This window comes from Allobosea sp. 05T439 (assembly GCF_056396005.1).
This window is the reverse complement of the sequence record NZ_JBFTKP010000002.1, coordinates 119,843-140,307: the sequence shown is the minus strand read 5'-3', so window position 1 is coordinate 140,307 and position 20,465 is coordinate 119,843. Positions and strand designations below refer to the sequence as shown.

Sequence of the window (20,465 nt, the reverse complement as noted above, 5' to 3'; positions counted from 1 at the left end):
GGTTCGGCCATAGTCACGCCATGTCGCAAACCCCCGGCCGTTCGCTTCTGCTCGTTCCGTTGCTCGGTCTGCTCTGGGGCTTCAACTGGCCGGCTGTCCGCATCGCGCTGACCGAGATCGCGCCCTGGACGCTCCGGGCCGGCGGCATGAGCTTTGCGGGGCTGGCTCTGGTCGCCATAGGGCTCGCACGTGGGCAGTCTCTGGCGGTGCCCAGAGGCCAATGGCTGAGGCTGGCGATTGCCGGCTTCCTTTCGATTGCCGCCTTCAACGTATTGCTTGCCTTCGCACAGCTCGCCGCGCCGACCTCGCGGGCGGCGATCCTGACCTTCACCATGCCGATCTGGGCGACATTGCTCGCACGGTTCGTCCTTGCCGAGCCCTTTGACCGAAGGCGCCTTCTCGGCCTCGGCCTCGGCGCTGCGGGATTGCTGTGCCTCGGCCTGCCATTGCTCGCCAGCGGCTCGTTCTCCATCGGCCTGCTCTACGCGCTGATCGCCAGCGTGAGCTGGGCCCTGGGCACGATCGTCACCAAGCGCTGGCCGGTTTCGGCGCCGGCACTGACCATCGCCGCGTGGCAGCTGCTGATCGGCGGCGTTGTCGCCGGGATCGGCATGCTGGTCTTCGAGGGCCTGCCCGTTCCCAAGATGCTGGAGGCACGGACCTTCGCCGCGTTGACCTTCCATATCCTGGGAGCACAGGCGCTGGCCTATTTCCTGTGGTTCACGGTGATCGCGCGGCTGCCCGCGGGCATTGCCAGCCTTGGCACGCTGATGGTGCCGGCCGTCGGCGTTCTGGGTTCCGTGCTGCTGCTCGGCGAGCGACCGACGCCGAGCGACTGGCTCGGCCTCGTACTGGTGGTCGCCGCATCCGGGACCATCATGCTGCCGCAGCGGCGGCGCGGGGCCAAAGCCCTATCGTAGCGGCCAGACCAGCATGATCAGCGGCACACCGAGCAGGATCACCAGCAGCGACAGCGGCGCGCCAAGCCGGGCGTAGTCGCCGAAGCGATACCCTCCCGGACCCATCACCAGCGTGTTGCACTGGTGGCCGATCGGCGTGAGGAAGTCGCAGGCCGCACCGATCGCCACCGCCATCAGGAAGGCATCGGGGCTGTAACCGAGGCTCTTCGCAAAGCTCGCGCCGATCGGGGCCATGACCAGCACTGTCGCAGCGTTGTTCAGGAAGGGCGTGACCGCCATGGCAGAGACGAGAATCAGCGCCACCGCGCCCCAGCCGGGAAGGTGCATGCCGACACTCGCGAGCCAGCCGGCGAGCAGATCCGTGGTTCCAGTCGAGCGCAAAGTGTCGCTGACCGGGATCAGGGCCGCCAGCATGACGAGGATGGGCCATTCGATCGAATCATAGGCGTCGCGCGGCGAGATCGCTCGGAAGGTGACGAGCAGCGCGGCTGCCGCAAAGAACGCGACCGAAACCGGGACGAGGTTGAAGGCGATCGCGATCACGGTCGCAAGCAGGATCGCGCCGGTAACCCAGCCCCTGCGGGCACTGCCGAGCGTCAGCGCGCGTTCCGCGAGCGGCATCAGGCCCAGTTCGCGCATTCGCTCCGGCAGGATTTTCTCGTCGCCCTGGAGGACGACGACATCGCCGGTGCGCAGGGTGATGTTGCGCAGGCGTTCCCGGAAGCGCTCGCCCGAGCGGCTCACCGCGAGCAGATTGACGCGATAGCGCTCGTGTAGCTCGATTTCGCCAACGGAGCGTCCCGTCAGTAATGAGACGGGGCCGACGATCGCCTCGCTCACGGTGATCTGATCGAGCGCGCCCGTGCTATGGGTCGGGCGCTGGTCGGCATCGAGTTGGAGGCCGCCCTGCGCGACCACGCGCTCAAGCGCCTTGGGCTCGCCGCGCAGCAACAGGATATCGCCGGGACGCAGGCCGGCATCTGGGAACGGGGCGGACAGCCGCGTCTTGGAGCGCAGGATGGCGACGACATCGACCTCACCCTCCGCAATGGCCTTGAGCTCGGAGATGGTTTTGCCGGCAAGCGCCGAGCGCTGGGGAACTTGAACCTCGGTGACATAGTCGGAGATGTCGAGCGCCTGTTCGAGCGAGGCTGCGCCTTGCCGGTCGCGCGGCAGCAGGCGGTAGCCCACGCATAGAAACAGGCAGCCGGCGAGCGCGAGACCGAGGCCGACCGGCGCAAAGTCGAACATCTCGAAGGGGCGGCCGGTCAGTTCCTCGCGGACGCGGGCGACGATGATGTTCGGCGAGGTGCCGACCAGCGTGACGATGCCGCCGAGCAGCGAGGCGAAGGCCATCGGCATCAGGAAGATGGATGGCGATTTTCCACCCTTCCGGGCGAGCTGGTAGGCGATCGGCAGCATCATCGCGAGCGCACCGATATTCTTGATGATCGCCGACATCACCGCGACCGAGAACACGAGCAGCGAGATCTGCATCTGTGTCGAGCGGACATAGGGCGCAACATGGCTGAGTGCGCGCTCGATGATGCCGGAGCGCGCGACCGCTGCGCTGACCACGAGCGCGCTGCCGACAATGATGACGATATCGTCGGAAAAGCCCTTGAAGGCGTCCTTGGCCGGTACAAGGCCCAGAGCCAGCGCGGCGAGGAGTGCCAGCGCCGCGACGACATCATAGCGGAGGCGGCCCCAGACGAAGAGCGCCATCATCGTTGTGATGACGGCGATGGAGAGCGATTGATCGAGAGTCATGCAGTCCCTGGAGGCCGCGCCCGGGCCGGCGCCTTGTCCAACCTCCACTTCAGCGGATCGTTCCGCAAGCCTGCAATCGGACGTTCAGTCCTTCAGCGACGTGCGCCGGTTCGCCTCTTCCGGGCGCTGGGTCCAGGTGTCGACCGACATCGTGGGCAGGTCGAAATAGTCGCGGGTCGTGGCATAGCCATGACCGCCCATTCGGCCGATGGCGTCGAGCCCGACCGGGTCGACATGGAGCCGTTCGTCGACGATGTCGGCCCGGAAATGGGCGTAGACGACTTCGCCGAGGATGATCTCTCGGGAGTTGCCGATGCCGAGCGTGGTGTGGTGGCGACATTCGAAGGCGGCGGGTGCCTGACCGATCCAGGGGCAGGGCACTTTGACGCCCGGCAGGGCATCGAGCCCCGCTTCGCGCAATTCGTCGATGCCCGGCGCAAAAGGCACCGCGCAGACATTCATGCCGGCAATGAGCGCGTCAGAGACGATGTTCACGGTGAAGGCGAGGGTATCGCGGACATTGCGACCGGTATCCTTCTGGCCCCCTGTCGGGCGATACTCGACGCCAAGGGCCAGGATCGCGGGATCGGCCGAAAGGCAGTTGAAGAAGCTGAACGGCGCGGCGTTGACGACGCCCTGCGCATCGACCGTCGTCACCAGCGCGATCGGGCGTGGCACGACCGCGCCGATCAGGAGCTTGTAGCGCTCGCGTGGCGTGAGCGACGCGAAATCGAAGGTGACGATCGAGGGCTGGGTGTCGGACTTGGGCTGGACGCGCGGCTGAGCGGTCATGGGGGAGTCAGTCCTTCGCTCAATGCGTAGGGGGCGAGCAGGTCGCGGATGTCGCGCTCCGCCCGGGGAGTGAGCAGGGCGCGCGTGACCACGGCCTGCAGATGATGATCCATCAGCTCGGCGGCCTGCTTCGCATCGCCGCGCTTCAGCGCCTCGATCAGCTGCCTGTGCTCCGAGACGGCGCATTCCGACGAATGCGGACGGCCGTAGATCGCCAGAACCAGCGAGCAGCGCGAGCTCAGCTCCTGGATATAGCGCAGCAGCAGGACGTTCCCGGTCATCTCGGCGAGCCGGATGTGGAAATCGCCAGAGAGCCGGATTGATTCCGGCCCGTCCTGTCCATGTGCGGCTTCCTCCTGCCGGACATGGTGCTCAAGTTCGGTGATCTGCGCCGGAGTGAGCCGGCCGGCAAGGGTCTCGGCGACCAACCGTTCAAGGCTGCGGCGGACGTCGAAGACGTCGCGGGCTTCTTCCAGGGTGGGATAGGCGACCGAGGCGCCGCGATTGGGCTTGAGCTCGACCAGGCCCTCGACGGCGAGCCGCCCGAAGGCCTCGCGCACCAGCGTACGGCTGACACCGAGCTGTTCGCCGATCGAGTCTTCGGGAAGCTTCATGCCAGGCCGCAACGCCTGCTCGATGATCGCGCGTCGCAGCGCCTTGTACACGGATTGCGCACGCAATCCATGAGGGCGGGGTTCCGTCGGCATGGTGCGTCTCCGCTCTGGCTCGGCCGTCTCAGCCTCACTCCATGTCACGGGATCCCGCTCCACTCCAGTTTCCCCTTGTCTGCGATAATCGTATACAATACGATATCTCTATCGTATGCAATATTGATTGTTGATTGCGCACGAGATGCTGCACAAAGTGCCAGGGTGGCGCGGGATTGGGCATTCACGAGGGGCACCGAGCCTGACCGAGCGCCAAAGATGCGCCGCAGGTTCATCGAGAGGAGAGATCGATGAAGAAGCACTGGTTGTTGGCGGCTGTCGCGGCTCTGGCGCTGAACGGCGCGGCTGAGGCGAAGACCCTGAAATGGGGCGCGTCGCGCGAGATCGCCTCGCTCGACCCCTATTCCTACGGCGAGACGTTCACGCTCTCCGTGCTCAATCATGTCTATGAGGGGCTGGTGCGCTACACCGGCGATCTCAAGATCGAGCCGGCCCTGGCGGAATCATGGGAGACGGTCTCCCCCACGGTCTGGCGCTTCAAGCTGCGTCAGGGTGTGAAGTTCCACAATGGCAACCCCTTCACCGCTGACGACGTGATCGCCTCGCTCGACCGCGTCACGCATGACACCTCGCCGCTCAAGGGTAATCTGCCGGCCTACAAGAGCGCCAAGAAGATCGACGACTATACCGTCGAGATCGAGGTCAACGGCCCGTATCCGCTGCTGCTGAACGACCTCACCAACATCTTCATCTTCGACAAGGAGTGGATGGAGGCGAACAACACCTCGCTCCCGACCGATTCCGGCAAGGGTATCAAGGGCTACGCAACCGACAACACCAACGGCACCGGCCCGTTCAAGGTCGAAAGCCGCCGCGCCGACGCCAAGACGATCTTCATCAAGAACCCGACCTGGTGGGACAAGCCGCAGCACAATATCGACGTCATCGAGTTCACGCCGATCACCTCGGCCTCGACCCGTGTCGCCGCGTTGCTCTCCGGCGAGATCGACTTCACCAATGTCGCGCCCTTGCAGGATCTGCCGCGGCTCGCGGCTTCGCCCGACGTCAAGGTCCTGCAGACCAACGAGCTGCGCTCGGTCTTCTTCGCCCTCAATCTGAAGGATGCGCTGTTCGAGAGCGATGTGAAGGACAAGAACCCCTTCAAGGATATCCGGGTCCGTGAGGCGCTCTATCGCGCGATCGACATCGATGCCGTCCAGAAGCGGGCCATGCGCGGCCTCTCGCGCAATACCGGCGCGCTGGTCGCTCCGGCGATCCCAGGCTACGAGCCGTCCCAGGATGTGCGCCTGCCCTTCGATCTCGAGGGGGCCAAGAAGCTGCTGGCGGCCGCCGGTTATCCCAACGGCTTCTCCTTCCAGTTCAATTGTCAGGCCGACAGCCTGGTCAACGAGGAGGAGTTCTGCCAGGCGGTCGCTTCGATGTGGTCGCGCGCCGGCCTGAAGCCCAATCTCAGCCTCGCCCCGCGCAGCCAGCAGACACCGAAACGCGTCAAGGGCGATTTCGACGTGATCTCCTTTGGCTGGGCCAATGAGCCTATGATCGACGCCTACTCGCTGCTGGTGCAGGTGCTGCGCTCGAAGAGCGGCACGGGCGGCGTGTTCAACTGGGGCAACTGGGGCGATCCGCGCATCGATGCGCTGATCGACAAGGCCGGCGTCGAACTCGACAACAGCAAGCGCATCCCGATGATGATGGAGGCGCTCAAGATCGCCAAGGCAGAGCATCTCTTCATTCCGCTGCATCAGCAGCCGATGGCGTGGGCGATGCGCAACACGGTGACCTCGACCGTGCAGGCCTCCGACAACAAGCCGCGCCTGTGGCTGACGATGCTGAAGTAAGCTGAACCGCATCGACCGACCGGGAGCGTTTAGGCGCTCCCGGCCCATTGTGACCGGAGGGGACGATGCCGGCTTTCCTGCTGAAACGACTGCTGAACGCGGCTGGCGTGATGCTCGCCGTCGCCTTCCTCGCCTTCCTGATCTTTCGCTTCGTCGGCGACCCCGTCGAGCTGATGCTGAACGAGCAGGCGAGCCAGGCGCAGCGCGACGAGTTGCGCGTGCGGCTCGGTCTCGACCGGGGCTTCGTCCTGCAATTTGCGACCTTTGTCGGCAACGCGGCGCGCGGCGATTTCGGCATCTCCTATCGCAATCAGCAGGATGTTTTCACGCTGATCACGGAGCGCTTCCCGGCCACTTTCGAACTGGTGCTGGTGGCGACCTTCCTGTCGCTCGCAGTCGGGATTCCGCTCGGCGTCTACACGGCGATCAGACGTGACAGCCTGCTCGCCAAGTCGCTGCAATTCGTCTCTGTGCTCGGCGTCTCCCTGCCAAGCTTTGCGCTCGGCATCCTGTTCATCCTGCTCTTCTCGGTGACGCTGCAATGGCTGCCGGCCTTCGGCCGCGGCGAGGTGGTGCAGATCGGCTGGTGGAGCACAGGTTTCCTGACGCCGTCCGGCCGGCGGGCGCTGATCCTGCCGGGCATCACGCTCTCGCTCTTCCAGATCACGCTGGTGATGCGGCTGGTGCGGGCCGAGATGCTGGAGACGATGCGCACCGATTTCATCCGCTTCGCCCGGGCGCGGGGCCTGCCGGCTCGCGCGGTGAATTTCCGCCATGCGCTGCGCAACTGCCTGATGCCGGTGATCACGGTGACCGGTCTGCAGATCGGCAACCTGATCGCCTTCGCGCTGGTGACCGAAACCGTCTTCCAATGGCCGGGCATGGGCATGCTCTTCGTCCAGGCCGTGACCTTCGTCGATATCCCGGTGATGGCGGCCTATCTGATCGTCGTCTCCTTCATCTTCGTGTCACTGAACGCGCTGGTCGACCTGCTCTACGCCTATGTCGATCCGAGGCTGCGCGAAGATGCGATTTCGGGAGCCGCCAATGCCCGTTGATGCCACTGCCAAGCCCGGCCGCCTGCGCCGCTTCCTCGACAGCGATATCGGCTGGAGCTTCTGCCGCACTCCCGCGGCCTGGCTTTCGACGCTGGTGCTGGTGCTGCTGATCGCGACCGCGTTTCTCGCGCCCCTGATCGCGCCGCAGAACCCGCATGATCTCGCTCAGGTCTTCATCGACAAGGCCGAGATCCCGCCGATCTGGCAGGCCGGCGGGGAGTGGCCGTTTCTGCTTGGCACGGACCCGCAGGGACGCGATGTGTTGTCGGCCATTCTGTACGGCACGCGCGTCTCGCTGCTGATCGGCATCGCGGCGGTGATCGTCTCGATGGGGCTCGGCGTTACGGTCGGGCTGGTCTCGGGCTTCTATGGCGGCCGCATCGACAACCTCCTGATGCGCCTCGGCGACACCGTTCTCTCGATCCCGACCCTGCTGATGGCGATCCTGGTCAGCGCTATCTTCCGCGAGTTGCTGCCACCCGGCCTGCGTGAGCCTTTCGCTGCGGTGGTGCTGGTGGTCTCGATCTCGCTGACCAACTGGGTGCAGTATGCGCGCACCGTGCGCGCCTCCACCATGGTCGAACGGCGCAAGGAATACGTGCTCGCTGCGCGCATCATCAAGGTCGCGCCGGCGCGAATCATGCGCCGCCACATCCTGCCAAACACCCTGACGCCGGTGATGGTCGCCGCGACGCTCAATCTCGGTCTGGCAATCCTGTCGGAAGCGACCCTGTCCTTCCTGGGCGTCGGGATGCCGATCACCCAGCCTTCGCTCGGCACGCTGATCCGCATCGGCAACCAGTACCTGTTCTCCGGCTCCTGGTGGCTGGTCGTCTTCCCGTCACTGCAGCTCGGGCTGATCGTGCTCTCGGTCAACCTGCTCGGCGACTGGCTACGCGATGCGCTGAATCCGAAACTCCGCTGACAAGAAACTGACGAGGAAACGATGGCTACCGATCTTCTGCTGCGCAATATTCGCCCGCTTGGCGGCGAGGCGACCGATATCCTGATCGAGAAGGGGCGGATTGCCCGCCTCGGGACCGGGCTTGCCGCGCCGGCCGGTGTCGTGGTCGAGGATGGCCGCAACGAGATCCTGCTGCCCGGCCTGGTCGAGGCTCACACCCATCTCGACAAGAGCCTCTGGGGCCTGCCCTGGTACAAGAACGAAGTTGGCCCGAGACTTCTCGACAAGATCGACAATGAGCGCCTGAACAAGCGTCGGCTCGGCATCGATCCCTATCAGCAATCGGCCCGCCAGAGCATCCAGTCCTCGCTGATGGGCTCGACCCATATCCGCAGCCATATCGACATCGATACCGACCACGGCATGTGGGGCGTCGAGGGCGTGATGAAGATGCGCGACTATTATCGCGACATCATCGACGTCGAGATCGTCGCCTTCCCGCAGTCCGGCATGCTGCGCCGGCCCGGCACGCTGGAGCTGATGGACGAGGCCATGAAGCTCGGCGCGGAAGTGGTCGGCGGCCTCGATCCCTGCACGATCGACCGTGATCCCAAGGGCCATCTCGACGCCGTGTTTGCGCTCTGCCAGCGCTACGGCAAGCCGCTCGACATCCACCTGCATGAGCCGGGTGAGGTCGGCGCCTTCTCGATGGACATGATCATCGAGCGTACACGGGCACTCGGCATGAAGGGCAAGGTCACGATCAGCCATGCCTTCTGCCTCGGCACGCCGGACCCGGCGCTCATCGATCCGCTGATCGCCCAGCTCGCCGAGCTCGACATTGCCATCATGACGACGGCGCCGGCGAGCAGGCCGGCCCCGCCGGTGAAGCGGCTGATCGAGGCCGGCATCCGGGTCTGCTCCGGCTCAGACGGCATCCGCGACACCTGGGGGCCGTATGGCAATGCCGACATGCTGGAGCGCGCCATGTTCGTCGGCCTGCGCAACAACTTCCGGCGCGACGATGAACTCCGGATCGCGCTCGATGTCTGCACCATCGAGGGTGCCAAGGTGATGGAACTCGACGGCTACGGGCTGAGCCAGGGCTGTCGGGCCGATCTCGTGCTCGTGCCCGGCGAGACGCTGGCCGAGGCGATCGTGACCCGCTCGCCGAAGCGTCGCGTCGTCAAGGGCGGCAAGATCGTCGCGCGCGACGGCGTCTCGATCAAGAGCGCACCCTGATGCTGCAGGCCGCGCCGCACCCCAAGGGCAGGGTCCTGCTGACCGCGCGCTGGCTCGTGGGCCACCGCGACGGCCGGCATCGGCTCATCGAGAATGGCGAGATCGTCTTCGAGAATGGCGAAGTGGTCTTCATCGGCCATCGCTTCCCCGGCGAGGTCATGCGCCGGATCGATTACGGCAACGCGCTGATCGGACCCGGCTTCGTCGATCTCGACGCGCTTTCCGATCTCGACACCACCATCCTCGCCTATGACAACCAACCGGCCTGGAAGAAGGGGCGTGTCTGGCCGCGTTCCTATATCGAGGCCGGCCCGGTCGAGATGTATTCGCGGGAGGAGCTTGCCTTCCAGAAGCATCATGCCTTCGCGACGTTGATCCGCAATGGCATCACCACGGCGCTGCCGATCGCCTCGCTGTTCTACCGGCAATGGGGCGAGACGCCGGAAGAGTTCTCCGATGCGGCAGAAGCCGCGGCGAAACTCGGCCTGCGCGCCTATCTCGGCCCGGCCTACCGCACCGGGAACCAGGTGGTCGAGGCCGATGGCAGGATCACGACGGCTTATGACGAGCCTCGCGGCCTTGCCGAGCTCGCGGAGGCGATCGCCTTCTGCGAGCGCTTTGAGGGCGCCGCCGGCGGACTCGTCCGCACCATGCTCGCGCCGGACCGGATCGAGACCTCGACTGCCGAACTGCTTCGGCGCACGACGGAGGCCGGCCGGACGCTTGGCGTGCCGGTGCGGCTGCACTGCTGCCAGTCGAAGATCGAGTACGATCTCGTGCTGGCGCAGCACGGCATGAGCCCGCCGGAATGGCTGGAGAAGCTCGGCTTTCTGACCGAGCGGACGCTCCTGCCTCACGGAACCTATGTCTCCGGCAGCAGGCACATTTCCCGGCCTGGCCGCGATCTCGAGATCATCCGCGATGCCGGTTCGACCATCGTGCACTGTCCTCTGGTTTCCGGACGCCACGGCAATGCCATCGATCATTTCGGCCGCTATCGCGAGATGGGCCTGAATCTCGGCCTCGGCACCGATACCAGCCCACCGGACATGATCATGAACATGCAGGTCGGCATGATCCTCGCCCGCACCATGGCGGGCAGCTCGGCCAGCGTGCGCAGCGAGGACTATTACGACGCGGCGACCATTGGCGGTGCCGATGCGCTTGGCCGCCCGGATCTCGGCAGGCTCCAGCCCGGCGCACGGGCCGATATCACGGTCTTCGATCTCGACCGGCCACATCTCGGCCAGGTCATCGATCCGATCCAGACCATGCTGCTCGCCGGACACGGCCGCGACTTCGCGACGGTGATCATCGACGGCCGCTTCGTCATGGAGGACCGCGAGATCCCGGGCGTCGACGAAGCTGCGGACAAGCGGCGCGCGCAGAAACAGTTCGAAGGCGTGATGGCGCAGTACCCGCGCCGGACACATGGCCACCCGCCGGCTTCCGAGATCTTCTCGTCAAGCTATCCGGTCGAACGTGGGGAGGAGAGAACATGACCGCCATGGCCGTGCCCCAGTCGCTGCTCTCGGTGCGGGACCTCAAGGTCGTCTTCGACGGCCGACATGGCCCGCTGACGGCGCTCGACGGCGTTTCGCTCGAGATCGCGCCAGGCGAGATCCTTGGCGTTGTCGGCGAGTCGGGGGCGGGCAAATCCCTGACCGGTACGGCGGTGATCGGCCTGCTCGATCCGCCCGGCCGGGTTGCAGGCGGCAGCATCCATCTCAACGGCCGGCGCATCGACAATCTCCCAGCTGAGGCGATGCGCCTGGTGCGGGGCAAGGAGATCGGCGCGATCTTCCAGGATCCGCTGACCTCGCTCCATCCACTGCTCCGGGTTGGGGATCAGATCGTCGAGACGATCCTGGCGCATCTGCCGGTCAGCCGTGGCGAGGCGCGGGCACGGGCGCTCCACCTTCTCAAGGAAGTCGGCATTCCCGCCGCCGAAACGCGGATCGACCATTATCCGCATCAGTTCTCGGGCGGCATGCGCCAGCGTGTGGTGATCGCGCTGGCTCTCTGCGCCGAACCCAAGCTGATCATCGCGGACGAGCCGACGACGGCGCTCGACGTTTCGATCCAGGCGCAGATCATGAGCCTGCTCAAGCGGCTCTGCCGCGAGCATGGCACAGCGATCATGCTGGTGACACATGACATGGGCGTGATCGCCGAGACGGCAGACAGGGTCGCGGTGATGTATGCCGGACGGGTCGTCGAGGTCGGCCCTGTGAAGGATGTGACGCGCCACCCCAGCCATCCCTATACGGCCGGGCTGATGGCTTCGATCCCGAGCGTGCATGAGCGCCATCGCCATCTCAACCAGATCGACGGCGCCATGCCGCGACTGAACGCCATACCGAAGGGCTGCGCCTTCAATCCGCGGTGCGGTTCTTGCCGCGACCGCTGCCGCGACGAGCGGCCTTCGCTGGGCGCGGGGCTCCATATCGCCGCCTGCCATTTCCCCTTGCGCGAGCTGGTTCATGGCTGAAACCGAAACCATTCTCGAGGTGAAGGCGGCGTCGTGCCGCTTCGACGTCTCGGCGCCCTGGCTGTCCCGTCTGGCTTCGCATGAGCCGCGCCGTGTGTTGAGGGCGGTCGAGGATATCTCCTTCACGGTCCAGCGTGGCACCACTTTCAGCATCGTCGGCGAGTCCGGCTGCGGGAAGTCGACGCTGGCACGGATGATCGTCGGGCTGCAGCGCCCGACCGAGGGCAGCTTGCGCTTCGCCGATATCCGCCGCCTCGATGGCAGCTTCGGTCCGCCACGCGTTCAGATGATCTTCCAGGATCCCTACGCCAGCCTGAATCCGCGCTGGCGGGTCGGCGACATCATCGCCGAGCCGATCCGCGAGCTGAAGCTGCGCCGCGATGACGCCGAGGCGACGGAACGCGTCGGCGATCTGCTCGAGATCGTCGGTCTGTCCCGCGCCGACGCCCGGCGCTTCCCGCATGAATTCTCTGGCGGGCAGCGGCAGCGCATCTCGATCGCCCGTGCACTGGCGACCGAGGCCGATTTCCTGGTCTGCGACGAGCCGACCTCGGCACTCGACGTCTCCGTGCAGGCACAGATCCTCAATCTCATGGTGAGGCTGCAGGCCGAGTTCGGCCTGACCTATCTCTTCATCAGCCATAATCTCTCGGTGGTTCGGCACATGTCCGACCATCTGGCGATCATGTATCTCGGCCGCTTCGTCGAGGCCGGCCCCGCCGATGAGGTCTTCAACCTGCCGCGCCATCCCTATACGCGGCTGCTGCTCGAGACGATTCCCGATGTCGAGAGACCGAACCGGGAGCGCAAGCCGATGTCGGGCGAGGTGCCGAGCCCGATTGCGCCGCCGAGCGGCTGCGCGTTTCACCCGCGCTGTGCGAGTGCCGTCGAGCGCTGTTCGCAGCAACGCCCCCCGCTGCGCGATTTCGGCGATGTCCGCCTCGCCTGCGACAGAGCGTGATCGGTACGCGGAGGGATGGTTAACGGCCGAACTGGCCGTTAACGCGCGATTTACCGTGTTTTGCCTAGGGTAAGCGAGGCTTCCTCTGGTCGCGGATACATCTCGCCATGCAAGCACAGGCGCTCAAGCTGCCGGAGACGGCCAATGAGGATGTGCTCAATGGGACTGCGGCCGCCCGCGCCATTGGCGAGATCGCGGAGCGCTTCGGCAAGCTCGGGGTCGAGATCACGGATATTTCCGGCCGCATCGGCGATGTCACACGACAGCTCGAAGGCCAGGCCGAAGGGCTGCACCGCGTCGTTGCGTCCGTCGAGCAGGTTTCGCTCTCCAATCGCTCGATCCAGAGTTCGGCGGAAGACGCTCAGAAGGCGGCGTCTGTCGTCAAGAGTGGCCTGGAACGGGTCACGGGAGCGGTTCGGCAGGGGCTGAATGCTGCCCAGAGCGATATCGAGACGCTGAGCCAGGGGGCCGAATCGATTTCGGCTGCGCTTGCCGAGGCCGTCACCAATGCCCACAAGGTTCGCGAGGCGAGCGACGCCATCCAGACGATCACGCGCGAGATCCAACTGCTCTCGATCAATGCCGGTGTCGAGGCGGCGCGGAGTGGTTCGGCGGGGCGCGGGTTTGCGGTCATCGCTGCGGCCGTGAAGCAACTCTCCGAGCAGACGCGTGAGGCGACCGCACTCAGCACCCGACAGCTCGACGCGCTTGTGGAAACGGTCGATCAGCTTGCCCGCCGCAGTTTCGAGAATGCAGCGGTCGCCCGCCGCGCGAGCGAGGAGAGCAGGGGAATATCCCGGCAGGTCGGCGAACTCGACATTTTCGGTCGCTCGGTCGTCGGGCTGATCGGCGATATCGATGCGATCTCGAATCCGACGCGGGAGAATGCCATCGCCTTCGCCAAGGTCGGCGAGGATCTCAAGGCGCTGGTCGCCGGCGTCGACCAGTCGAGCGGCAATCTCGATCTCGCGTCGGGCCGGGCGGCTTCGCTCGTCTCGATCAGCGAGGCGATCCTCGGTTCGATTGCGGCTTCCGGCGTGCGCACCGCGCAATCGGAACTGATCGCCACCGCCATGGAGACGGCGCAAGCCATTTCCGGCCTCTTCGAGGACGCCGTGGCACAAGGCAAAGTCACGATGGCCGATCTCTTCGATGAGACCTATCGTCCGATCGGCGGCTCGGACCCCCTGCAGCATATGACGCGTTTCGTCGCGTTGACCGATCGTCTGCTGCCGCCGCTCCAGGAAAGGCTGCTGGCCGCAGACAAGCGCGTCGTTTTCTGCGCGGCCGTCGATCGCAACGGCTTTCTGCCGACCCATAACCGCAAGTACTCGCAGGCGCAGGGACGGGATCCGATCTGGAACAACGCGAATTGCCGGAACCGCCGCGTCTTCGCGGATCGCACCGGGTTGGCGGCTGCCCGCAACCAGAAACCCTTCCTGCTGCAGACCTATCGGCGCGACATGGGCGGCGGCCAGTTTCTCGTCATGGAGGACCTCTCCGCGCCGATCTGGGTCAAGGGGCGCCATTGGGGCGGAATTCGCTTCGGTCTCAGCGTTTGAGGCGACCGCATTAACGGCCTGTGAGCGTTCCTGCAGGCAAGACTACGCGTAGCGCCAGGATGGCGCGTCGGGTTGAGTGAGTGTCCGGTCCAGCGTCATGCATATCGCGCCGTCTTTTCCCAATCTCTCGGTCCTGCTGATCGATAGCAGCGCGCATTACCGGCGCATCGTCCGGACCATGCTCTACCAGGCGTCGCTCCACCGCATCTTCGAGGCCCCGGATTTGTCCTCGGCCGCAACGATGTTCATCCAGAAGCAGCCGAACATCGTGGTCCTGGACTGGGACCTGCCCGATTCCGGCAGTGTCAAATGCCTGGCGTCGATCCGTTCGTTCAAGACTTCGCCCTTCGCCAAGGCTCCGGTCCTGGTGATGATGGAACGCCCCGACCGCCGCTCGGTCGTGCAGGCGGCCAAGCTCGGGGCGCACGAGATCATCACCAAGCCGATCTCGCCCAACGCGCTCTGGCTGCACCTGTCCGGGATCATCAACATCCCGCGCAAGTACAAGGAGCAGAACGGCAGCATCTCGCTCGTTCCGCGTGCCATCAGCAATGCCATGTTCTGACCACATCTGCCTCGGAAACGCCCAAAGCGTTGATGCCGGGGTGCCGCCGATTAGCGAAATTTTTACCAATCTGGCGTGATCTTCCATCCGCCAATCATGGGTCCCGCCGCCGTGGTCATCACCGTCTCGCTTCCAGCCTTTCTCGGTCGTTCCGAGGCGGCAGCCTTCCGCAATCAGCTGCTCGTCGCGCTGGAGCAGAAGGAGAGCATCGCCGTCGAATGCGCTGAAGCTGGCCCCCTGCCCAGCCTCTGGATTCAGTTGCTCCATGCCGCCGCGACCAGTGCGCAGGCAAAGGGGCTCAGCGTCACTCTCAAGGCGGCCTCGGAAGAGTGCCGCAAGTCCCTGCAGGCGATCGGCTTCGATCCTGCCCAAAGCGCTCTCGTCCTGGAGTGATATCGATGCGAATCCTGGCCATCGACGATACGAAGACCCTGCTCAGTCTGCTCAGCCTGACGCTTCGCAATGCCGGACATGAGGTGGCGGAAGCGGAGAACGGCGAGGACGGCCTCGTCAAGTTCGACCAGTTCCAGCCCGATCTGGTGATCACCGACCTCAACATGCCGTTGATGGACGGAATCGAGTTCACGCGCGCCTGCCGTGCCCGACCGGCCGGCCAGAATACGCCGATCATCGTGTTGACGACGGAAAACGGCGCCGAGATCAAGGCGGAGGGCCGGCGCGCCGGTGCCAGCGCCTGGATGGTCAAGCCGTTCGAGCCCAACACCCTGCTCGGCCTCGTTGCTCGCTATCAGAACTAAGGCTGGCCGATGGATCCGTTAGCGGAACTCAAACAAACGTTCTTCCAGGAATGCGAAGAGCTTCTCGGCGCTCTGGAGCAAAAGCTTCAGGCGCTTGATGAGGGCTCACGCGAGCCCGAGGACGTCAACGCCGCATTTCGCGCGATCCATTCGATCAAGGGCGGGGCAGGGGCCTTCGGTTGCACGGAGCTCGTCGCCTTCGCCCATGTCTTCGAGGCCTCGCTCGATCATTTGCGTTCGGGGCGTGTCGCGATCGAGGACGCTCCCTTCGGACTGTTCCTGCGCTGCTCGGATGCCGTTGCCGATCTGGTATCGGCGGCGCGCAATGACGAACCGGCCCGCCCGCGTCCTGATCTGCTCGAGGCGCTGGAACGTGTCGGGCAGGCCGAACCCGTCGCAGCAGCTCCTGCCGCTGCCGCTTCCGCACCTCCAGTGCCATCGGCCTCCGCGCCTGCGAGCGACGACGCCCCGCCGGGTATCGCAGCGCTCGGCAATCTGCTTGCGATGGTCGAGGCGAAGTCCGCCGCGCCCGTGAAGCCGATCGATGACGGCTGGGACGACGAGCCAGTTGCCGCCGTCGCTCCGGCCGAGCCGGTGAAGGCCGGCAGCGAGATGTGCCTGCGCATCACGCCGGATCGCGACCTCTTCCGCCGTGTGATCGAACCCCGCGTCGTGCTGGCGGCTCTGCCGCCGGAGGATATCGTTTCCGTCTCCTGCGACCTGAGCCACGTGCCGTCGCTGGAGGAACTCGACGTCACCGATTGCTGGATGCGCTTTGCCGTGAACCTGCGCACGCAGTTGTCGGTCGAAGAGCTGCACGGCAAGTTCGATTTCACCCTCGCGACCGAGGAGTTCGAGATCGAGGCGATGCCCGAGCCGGCCAATGACGATGTGGTCTCGTTCGCGCCAGTCGCTGCCGTCGAAGCAGAGGTGCCGCAGTCGGTTGCTGCCGATCTCTCGGCAATCCTGGCGAAGCTCGGGCCTGCTCCGGCCGCTGCGCCGGAACCCGTTCCTGTGCCGGCTCCTGCGCCGGCCCCAGTCGAGGCGGCGGCTCCGCCGGTGCCGCGTCCTGCGCTTCGTGCTCCTGCCAATGATGCTCCTGCGGCCCGCCAACGCCAGGCCGTCAGCGTTCGTGTCGATCTCGACCGCATCGACAAGCTGATGAATCTCGTCGGCGAGATCGTCATTACCCAGTCCATGCTGGTCGAATGCGTGCGCTCGCTGCCTTATGACGTCTATGCCAAGACCGCCGAGGGCATCCTGACGCTGTCGCGCCAGACACGCGAGCTGCAGGACCATGTCATGGCCGTGCGCGCGCAGCCGGTGAAGGCCGTGTTCCAGCGCATGCCGCGCCTCGTCCGCGAGCTTGCGCAGACCCTGGGCAAGGAAGTGCGCCTGGTGCTCGAAGGCGAAAACACCGAGGTCGACAAGACGATCATCGAAGAGCTTGCCGATCCGCTGACTCACATGATCCGCAATTCGATGGATCATGGCCTGGAGACGCCGGAGGAACGCCTGGCAGCAGGCAAGGGGCCGGAGGGTACGATCCAGCTCACCGCCGAACATCGGGCCGGGCGCATCGTGATTTCCGTCACCGATGACGGGCGCGGCATCAATCGCGAGAAGCTACTGGGCAAGGCCCGTTCGCGTGGTCTTGTCGGCCCCGATGAAAAGCTTGCACCCGAGGAGATCGACCAGTTGATCTTCGCCGCCGGGCTTTCGACCGCGGAGGCCGTCAGCGACATCTCGGGCCGCGGCGTCGGCATGGATGTGGTGCGGCGCAATGTCGAGTCGCTTGGCGGCCGCATCAGCGTCGATTCCGAGCCCGGCCGCGGTTGCAAGTTCACCCTGGCATTGCCGCTGACGCTCGCCGTGCTCGAGGGCATGGTGATCCGCTGCGGTGACGATCGCTACGTCATCCCGATCGCGAGTGTGATCGAGACCCAGCACCTCGCCAATACGCCGATCGAGCATCTCACCTTCGGCCAGGAAGTCCTGCGCTGGCGCGGTGAGGTCACACCGCTCTACCGGCTCGGCGCCGTGATGGGCTCGTCCGGGCAGCGCGACGAGAACATCATCATCATCGCCGAAACCGAGCGCGGCGGTAATGTCGGAATTGCGGTCGACGAGATCGTCGGCCAGCAGCAGGTCGTCGTGAAGAGCCTCGAGGCGAATTACGGCGCGGTCAACGGCGCATCCGCCGCGACCATCCTCGGCGACGGCCTCGTCGCCCTGATCCTCGATGTCGACTCGATGCTGAGGCTGGCCGCGACCGGCAGCCGGCAACCCGCTCCCGAACTGAAAATGGCTGGATGATCATGACCCTTCAACTCGGCGAAAAGCACTTCTCGTCGGCGCAGCCTGAATCAGCCGTGCGTCGTATCGTTACCTTCCGCGTCGGTGATCGGACTTTCGGCATCGATGTCGGCATGGTTCGTGAAATCAAGGGCTGGCAGGTGACCACGCCCCTGCCGCATGCGGCTCCGCATGTGCGCGGCGTGCTCAATCTGCGCGGCGTCATTCTCGCGGTCTACGACCTGCGCACCTCGATCGGCCTCGGTGTCACCGATGCCACGGCAACCCACGTCATCGTCGTCGTCGATGTCGAGGACAAGACCGCCGGCCTGCTGGTCGACTCGGTCTCCGACATCGTCGATGTTCCGGTCAGCGCGGTTCGCCCGGCGCCGGATCTGGAGCGTGACGAGCATGGCCTGATCGAAGGCCTCGTGTTGCTCGACACCGAGATCGTCGCCTTGCTCGACCTCGCGGCCGTGATCCGCGAAGGCGGGGCGGAAACCCCTCTCGCTCGGACCACCCGGGCGGCTTGATCATCATCTGACGCGGCAACGCGCCAGATGACTGAGCCGGGGAAGGCCAACGCGCCAAGAAAGACACGACAAGAACATGGGCAGCTTCGCCGGTTCCCTTTCGAGACTCTCGGTACGGCTGCCGCTGATGTTTCTCGGCGCGGCTTTCGTTTCGGGCGGCGCCATCGGCGCCGCCGCCTATCATGTCGCCTGGGGGCGGCTGAATGACCTCGCGCAGCTCGGGCTGAGCGCCGCCGATATCGACGGTGCCGTGCGATCGGCCATTCCGCAGATGCTGGGGATCAGCGCCGTTTCGCTGGTCGCGATCGCGGCCGTCGGCTGGTTTGCGGCGCGCTCGATCTACCGGCCCATCGTCGAGATGCGCGATGCGGTCGGCCTGTTGGCCCAGGGCGAGAACGCCGCGATCCCGGGCCTCGCCCGCGGCGACGAGATCGGCGACCTTGCCCGCGCCCTGAAGAGCATTCACGAGACAGGGGTCGAAGCTGCGCGTATCCGTGCCGCGCTCGATGACTGCCGCACCAATGTCATGGTCTGCGATCGGCAGAACCGCGTCGTCTACGTCAACAAGTCGCTGCTGAAGTTCTTTGCCGAGGCCCAGGAGGATTTTCGCACGGCCTTCCCGGGCTGCTCGGCCAAGGACATGCTTGGCCGGGTCATGGATGCCGTCTATGGCGACGCCGTGTTCGGGCGGCATGATGTCGGCGGGGCCCGCGCGATCCGCTATGCGCTCGGCCGGCGGACTATTTCGCTGTCTTTGAGCCCTGTCCTGCATGCCAATGGCGAGCGTCTCGGCACCGCCGTCGAATGGCTGGAACTGACCGACGAACTTGCCGCCGCCAACGAGGTTGCAGATGTCGTCTCGGCGGCCGTCGAGGGCGACTTCTCGCGTCGTATTCCGCTTGCGGGCAAGCCGGAGGCGATGGCTCGCATCGCCGAGGGCCTGAATCAGATCAATACGCTGGTCGAAGGCGCGGTCGGCGAATTTTCGAGCGTGCTCGGTGGACTGGCTGAGGGCGACCTGAGCCACCGCATGGAGGGGGACTATCGCGGCCGCCTCGCAGAGCTGAAGCGCAGCCTGAACGGAGCACTCGCCCATCTCGGCCAGACCGTCTCGACCATCCAACTGACGGCAGGCAATGTTTCGCGAGCCGCGAGCGAGATCAATTCCGGCGCAGGCGACCTTGCCAGGCGGACTGAAGCGACAGCCGGCAATCTGGAGGAAACTGCCGCGACGACCGAGGAGCTGGCAGCCTCCGTCAAGCAGAGCGCGGCCCGCTCCCGCGAGGCGACCCAGCTGGCCGGAGAGGCCATGAATGTGGCCAATGACGGCAGGGTTGTCGTGTCCCAGGCGGTTGGCGCGATCGAACGGATCGAGACGTCCTCCGTCCGCATCTCGGAGATCGTCTCCGTGATCGACGGTATTGCCTTCCAGACCAATCTGCTGGCGCTCAATGCGGCGGTCGAGGCTGCGCGGGCCGGTGATGCGGGCAAGGGGTTTGCCGTTGTGGCCTCCGAAGTGCGCGCCCTGGCACAGCGTTCCGCTCAGGCTGCGCGGGATATCAAGGGTCTCATCGCGACCTCCAACGAGCAGGTCGGCGAGGGCGTGCGCTTCGTACGCAGCACCGGTGAAGCTCTGGAGCGGATCGTGGCCGCTGCGAGCAAGGTCTCTGCGACCGTCGCGGAGATCTCTTCCGCGACCGCCGAGCAGGCCCATGGCATCGAGGAGATGAGCCAGACCGTCGCCCATATGGACGAGATGACCCAGCAGAACTCGGCTTTGGCGGAGCAGAGTGCGTCATCGGCACATGAACTGATGGCGGAAATCGACAGGCTGAAACAGCTTGTTGCCGTCTTCCGCATCGAGGAAGGGTTCGCTGCGCCGTCGGTTCATGCTGCGCAGACCGAGCCCGCCCGGTTGCAGCGACTTGCGGCTGCAGCGCTCGTCGAGCAGGCGCGTGTCGCGCCGGCGGTCCGCCGCCCGGAGTCGCGTCGGCCGGAACTGACGAAAGCCCCGGCGGTCCGTCCAGCGCCGCGCCGCATCGCCAATGGGCGTGTCGATGATTGGGCCGAGTTCTAGTTCGATGTTG

18 protein-coding genes are annotated in these 20,465 nt (G+C 65.4%); 15 read left to right on the top strand and 3 right to left on the bottom strand.

Features of this window, described 5'->3' with window-relative positions:
• Positions 1 to 20: 20 nt before the first annotated feature.
• Complete coding sequence (locus tag AC1DIO_RS02650) at positions 21 to 920, top strand: DMT family transporter (RefSeq protein WP_441489368.1); 900 nt, start codon at positions 21 to 23, stop codon at positions 918 to 920.
• On the opposite strand, the gene AC1DIO_RS02645 is transcribed toward AC1DIO_RS02650, so the two are convergent.
• The 3 genes from AC1DIO_RS02645 to AC1DIO_RS02635 all read right to left on the bottom strand — a co-directional run bounded on the left by AC1DIO_RS02645 (position 912) and on the right by AC1DIO_RS02635 (position 4,189).
• Positions 912 to 2,690 carry an SLC13 family permease gene (locus AC1DIO_RS02645; protein ID WP_441489367.1) on the bottom strand — a complete coding sequence of 593 codons (1,779 nt, stop codon included), beginning with the start codon at positions 2,688 to 2,690 and terminating at the stop codon, positions 912 to 914. The genes AC1DIO_RS02650 and AC1DIO_RS02645 overlap by 9 nt on opposite strands.
• Before the next feature lie 84 nt (positions 2,691 to 2,774).
• The gene (locus AC1DIO_RS02640) at positions 2,775 to 3,482 is read right to left on the bottom strand and encodes a flavin reductase family protein (protein WP_201788634.1); all 708 of its coding nucleotides are present in this window, start codon (positions 3,480 to 3,482) and stop codon (positions 2,775 to 2,777) included.
• Positions 3,479 to 4,189 carry a GntR family transcriptional regulator gene (locus AC1DIO_RS02635; protein ID WP_052513480.1) on the bottom strand — a complete coding sequence of 237 codons (711 nt, stop codon included), beginning with the start codon at positions 4,187 to 4,189 and terminating at the stop codon, positions 3,479 to 3,481. The genes AC1DIO_RS02640 and AC1DIO_RS02635 overlap by 4 nt, the downstream gene beginning before the upstream one ends.
• A gap of 251 nt (positions 4,190 to 4,440) precedes the next feature.
• On the opposite strand from AC1DIO_RS02635, the gene AC1DIO_RS02630 reads away from it, so the two are divergent.
• From AC1DIO_RS02630 to AC1DIO_RS02565, 14 genes are all read left to right on the top strand, one after another.
• Positions 4,441 to 6,009, top strand: a complete 1,569-nt coding sequence (locus AC1DIO_RS02630) for an ABC transporter substrate-binding protein (RefSeq protein WP_441505298.1) — start codon at positions 4,441 to 4,443, stop codon at positions 6,007 to 6,009.
• A gap of 65 nt (positions 6,010 to 6,074) precedes the next feature.
• The gene (locus AC1DIO_RS02625) at positions 6,075 to 7,067 is read left to right on the top strand and encodes an ABC transporter permease (RefSeq protein WP_069879765.1); all 993 of its coding nucleotides are present in this window, start codon (positions 6,075 to 6,077) and stop codon (positions 7,065 to 7,067) included.
• A complete protein-coding gene (locus AC1DIO_RS02620; RefSeq protein WP_441489365.1) occupies positions 7,057 to 7,992 on the top strand; it encodes an ABC transporter permease in 936 nt (311 codons plus the stop codon). Before AC1DIO_RS02625 ends, AC1DIO_RS02620 begins: the two co-directional genes overlap by 11 nt.
• 21 nt (positions 7,993 to 8,013) lie before the next feature.
• Positions 8,014 to 9,213: an amidohydrolase family protein gene (locus AC1DIO_RS02615; protein WP_441505299.1), complete on the top strand. Its 1,200-nt coding sequence runs from the start codon at positions 8,014 to 8,016 to the stop codon at positions 9,211 to 9,213.
• Complete coding sequence (locus AC1DIO_RS02610; protein ID WP_441489363.1) at positions 9,213 to 10,715, top strand: amidohydrolase family protein; 1,503 nt, start codon at positions 9,213 to 9,215, stop codon at positions 10,713 to 10,715. The genes AC1DIO_RS02615 and AC1DIO_RS02610 overlap by 1 nt, the downstream gene beginning before the upstream one ends.
• A gap of 11 nt (positions 10,716 to 10,726) precedes the next feature.
• Positions 10,727 to 11,704, top strand: a complete 978-nt coding sequence (locus AC1DIO_RS02605) for an ABC transporter ATP-binding protein (RefSeq protein ID WP_201788703.1) — start codon at positions 10,727 to 10,729, stop codon at positions 11,702 to 11,704.
• Positions 11,697 to 12,665, top strand: coding sequence for an ABC transporter ATP-binding protein (locus tag AC1DIO_RS02600; RefSeq protein WP_441489362.1), 969 nt, complete (start codon positions 11,697 to 11,699; stop codon positions 12,663 to 12,665). Before AC1DIO_RS02605 ends, AC1DIO_RS02600 begins: the two co-directional genes overlap by 8 nt.
• A gap of 107 nt (positions 12,666 to 12,772) precedes the next feature.
• A complete protein-coding gene (locus AC1DIO_RS02595; protein ID WP_441505300.1) occupies positions 12,773 to 14,227 on the top strand; it encodes a methyl-accepting chemotaxis protein in 1,455 nt (484 codons plus the stop codon).
• Between the two features lie 97 nt (positions 14,228 to 14,324).
• Positions 14,325 to 14,792 carry a response regulator gene (locus AC1DIO_RS02590; protein WP_113513871.1) on the top strand — a complete coding sequence of 156 codons (468 nt, stop codon included), beginning with the start codon at positions 14,325 to 14,327 and terminating at the stop codon, positions 14,790 to 14,792.
• A gap of 96 nt (positions 14,793 to 14,888) precedes the next feature.
• On the top strand, positions 14,889 to 15,185 hold the full coding sequence (locus AC1DIO_RS02585) for an STAS domain-containing protein (protein ID WP_441505301.1): 297 nt from the start codon (positions 14,889 to 14,891) through the stop codon (positions 15,183 to 15,185).
• A gap of 5 nt (positions 15,186 to 15,190) precedes the next feature.
• On the top strand, positions 15,191 to 15,550 hold the full coding sequence (locus AC1DIO_RS02580) for a response regulator (protein WP_441476827.1): 360 nt from the start codon (positions 15,191 to 15,193) through the stop codon (positions 15,548 to 15,550).
• 9 nt (positions 15,551 to 15,559) lie between these two features.
• Positions 15,560 to 17,866, top strand: a complete 2,307-nt coding sequence (locus AC1DIO_RS02575) for a chemotaxis protein CheA (RefSeq protein ID WP_441505302.1) — start codon at positions 15,560 to 15,562, stop codon at positions 17,864 to 17,866.
• Between the two features lie 2 nt (positions 17,867 to 17,868).
• Positions 17,869 to 18,378, top strand: coding sequence for a chemotaxis protein CheW (locus tag AC1DIO_RS02570; protein WP_069882586.1), 510 nt, complete (start codon positions 17,869 to 17,871; stop codon positions 18,376 to 18,378).
• Between the two features lie 76 nt (positions 18,379 to 18,454).
• Positions 18,455 to 20,455 (top strand): methyl-accepting chemotaxis protein, encoded by a 2,001-nt coding sequence (locus tag AC1DIO_RS02565; RefSeq protein ID WP_441505303.1) that lies wholly within the window; start codon positions 18,455 to 18,457, stop codon positions 20,453 to 20,455.
• Positions 20,456 to 20,465: the final 10 nt, after the last annotated feature.

What these genes read in the sequence shown, in the direction of transcription:
- AC1DIO_RS02650 (WP_441489368.1), top strand. Translation starts at nt 21, where the DNA reads ATGTCGCAAACCCCCGGCCGTTCGCTTCTGCTCGTTCCGTTGCTCGGT.
- AC1DIO_RS02645 (WP_441489367.1), bottom strand. Translation starts at nt 2,690, where the DNA reads ATGACTCTCGATCAATCGCTCTCCATCGCCGTCATCACAACGATGATG.
- AC1DIO_RS02640 (WP_201788634.1), bottom strand. Translation starts at nt 3,482, where the DNA reads ATGACCGCTCAGCCGCGCGTCCAGCCCAAGTCCGACACCCAGCCCTCG.
- AC1DIO_RS02635 (WP_052513480.1), bottom strand. Translation starts at nt 4,189, where the DNA reads ATGCCGACGGAACCCCGCCCTCATGGATTGCGTGCGCAATCCGTGTAC.
- AC1DIO_RS02630 (WP_441505298.1), top strand. Translation starts at nt 4,441, where the DNA reads ATGAAGAAGCACTGGTTGTTGGCGGCTGTCGCGGCTCTGGCGCTGAAC.
- AC1DIO_RS02625 (WP_069879765.1), top strand. Translation starts at nt 6,075, where the DNA reads ATGCCGGCTTTCCTGCTGAAACGACTGCTGAACGCGGCTGGCGTGATG.
- AC1DIO_RS02620 (WP_441489365.1), top strand. Translation starts at nt 7,057, where the DNA reads ATGCCCGTTGATGCCACTGCCAAGCCCGGCCGCCTGCGCCGCTTCCTC.
- AC1DIO_RS02615 (WP_441505299.1), top strand. Translation starts at nt 8,014, where the DNA reads ATGGCTACCGATCTTCTGCTGCGCAATATTCGCCCGCTTGGCGGCGAG.
- AC1DIO_RS02610 (WP_441489363.1), top strand. Translation starts at nt 9,213, where the DNA reads ATGCTGCAGGCCGCGCCGCACCCCAAGGGCAGGGTCCTGCTGACCGCG.
- AC1DIO_RS02600 (WP_441489362.1), top strand. Translation starts at nt 11,697, where the DNA reads ATGGCTGAAACCGAAACCATTCTCGAGGTGAAGGCGGCGTCGTGCCGC.
- AC1DIO_RS02595 (WP_441505300.1), top strand. Translation starts at nt 12,773, where the DNA reads ATGCAAGCACAGGCGCTCAAGCTGCCGGAGACGGCCAATGAGGATGTG.
- AC1DIO_RS02590 (WP_113513871.1), top strand. Translation starts at nt 14,325, where the DNA reads ATGCATATCGCGCCGTCTTTTCCCAATCTCTCGGTCCTGCTGATCGAT.
- AC1DIO_RS02585 (WP_441505301.1), top strand. Translation starts at nt 14,889, where the DNA reads ATGGGTCCCGCCGCCGTGGTCATCACCGTCTCGCTTCCAGCCTTTCTC.
- AC1DIO_RS02580 (WP_441476827.1), top strand. Translation starts at nt 15,191, where the DNA reads ATGCGAATCCTGGCCATCGACGATACGAAGACCCTGCTCAGTCTGCTC.
- AC1DIO_RS02575 (WP_441505302.1), top strand. Translation starts at nt 15,560, where the DNA reads ATGGATCCGTTAGCGGAACTCAAACAAACGTTCTTCCAGGAATGCGAA.
- AC1DIO_RS02570 (WP_069882586.1), top strand. Translation starts at nt 17,869, where the DNA reads ATGACCCTTCAACTCGGCGAAAAGCACTTCTCGTCGGCGCAGCCTGAA.
- AC1DIO_RS02565 (WP_441505303.1), top strand. Translation starts at nt 18,455, where the DNA reads ATGGGCAGCTTCGCCGGTTCCCTTTCGAGACTCTCGGTACGGCTGCCG.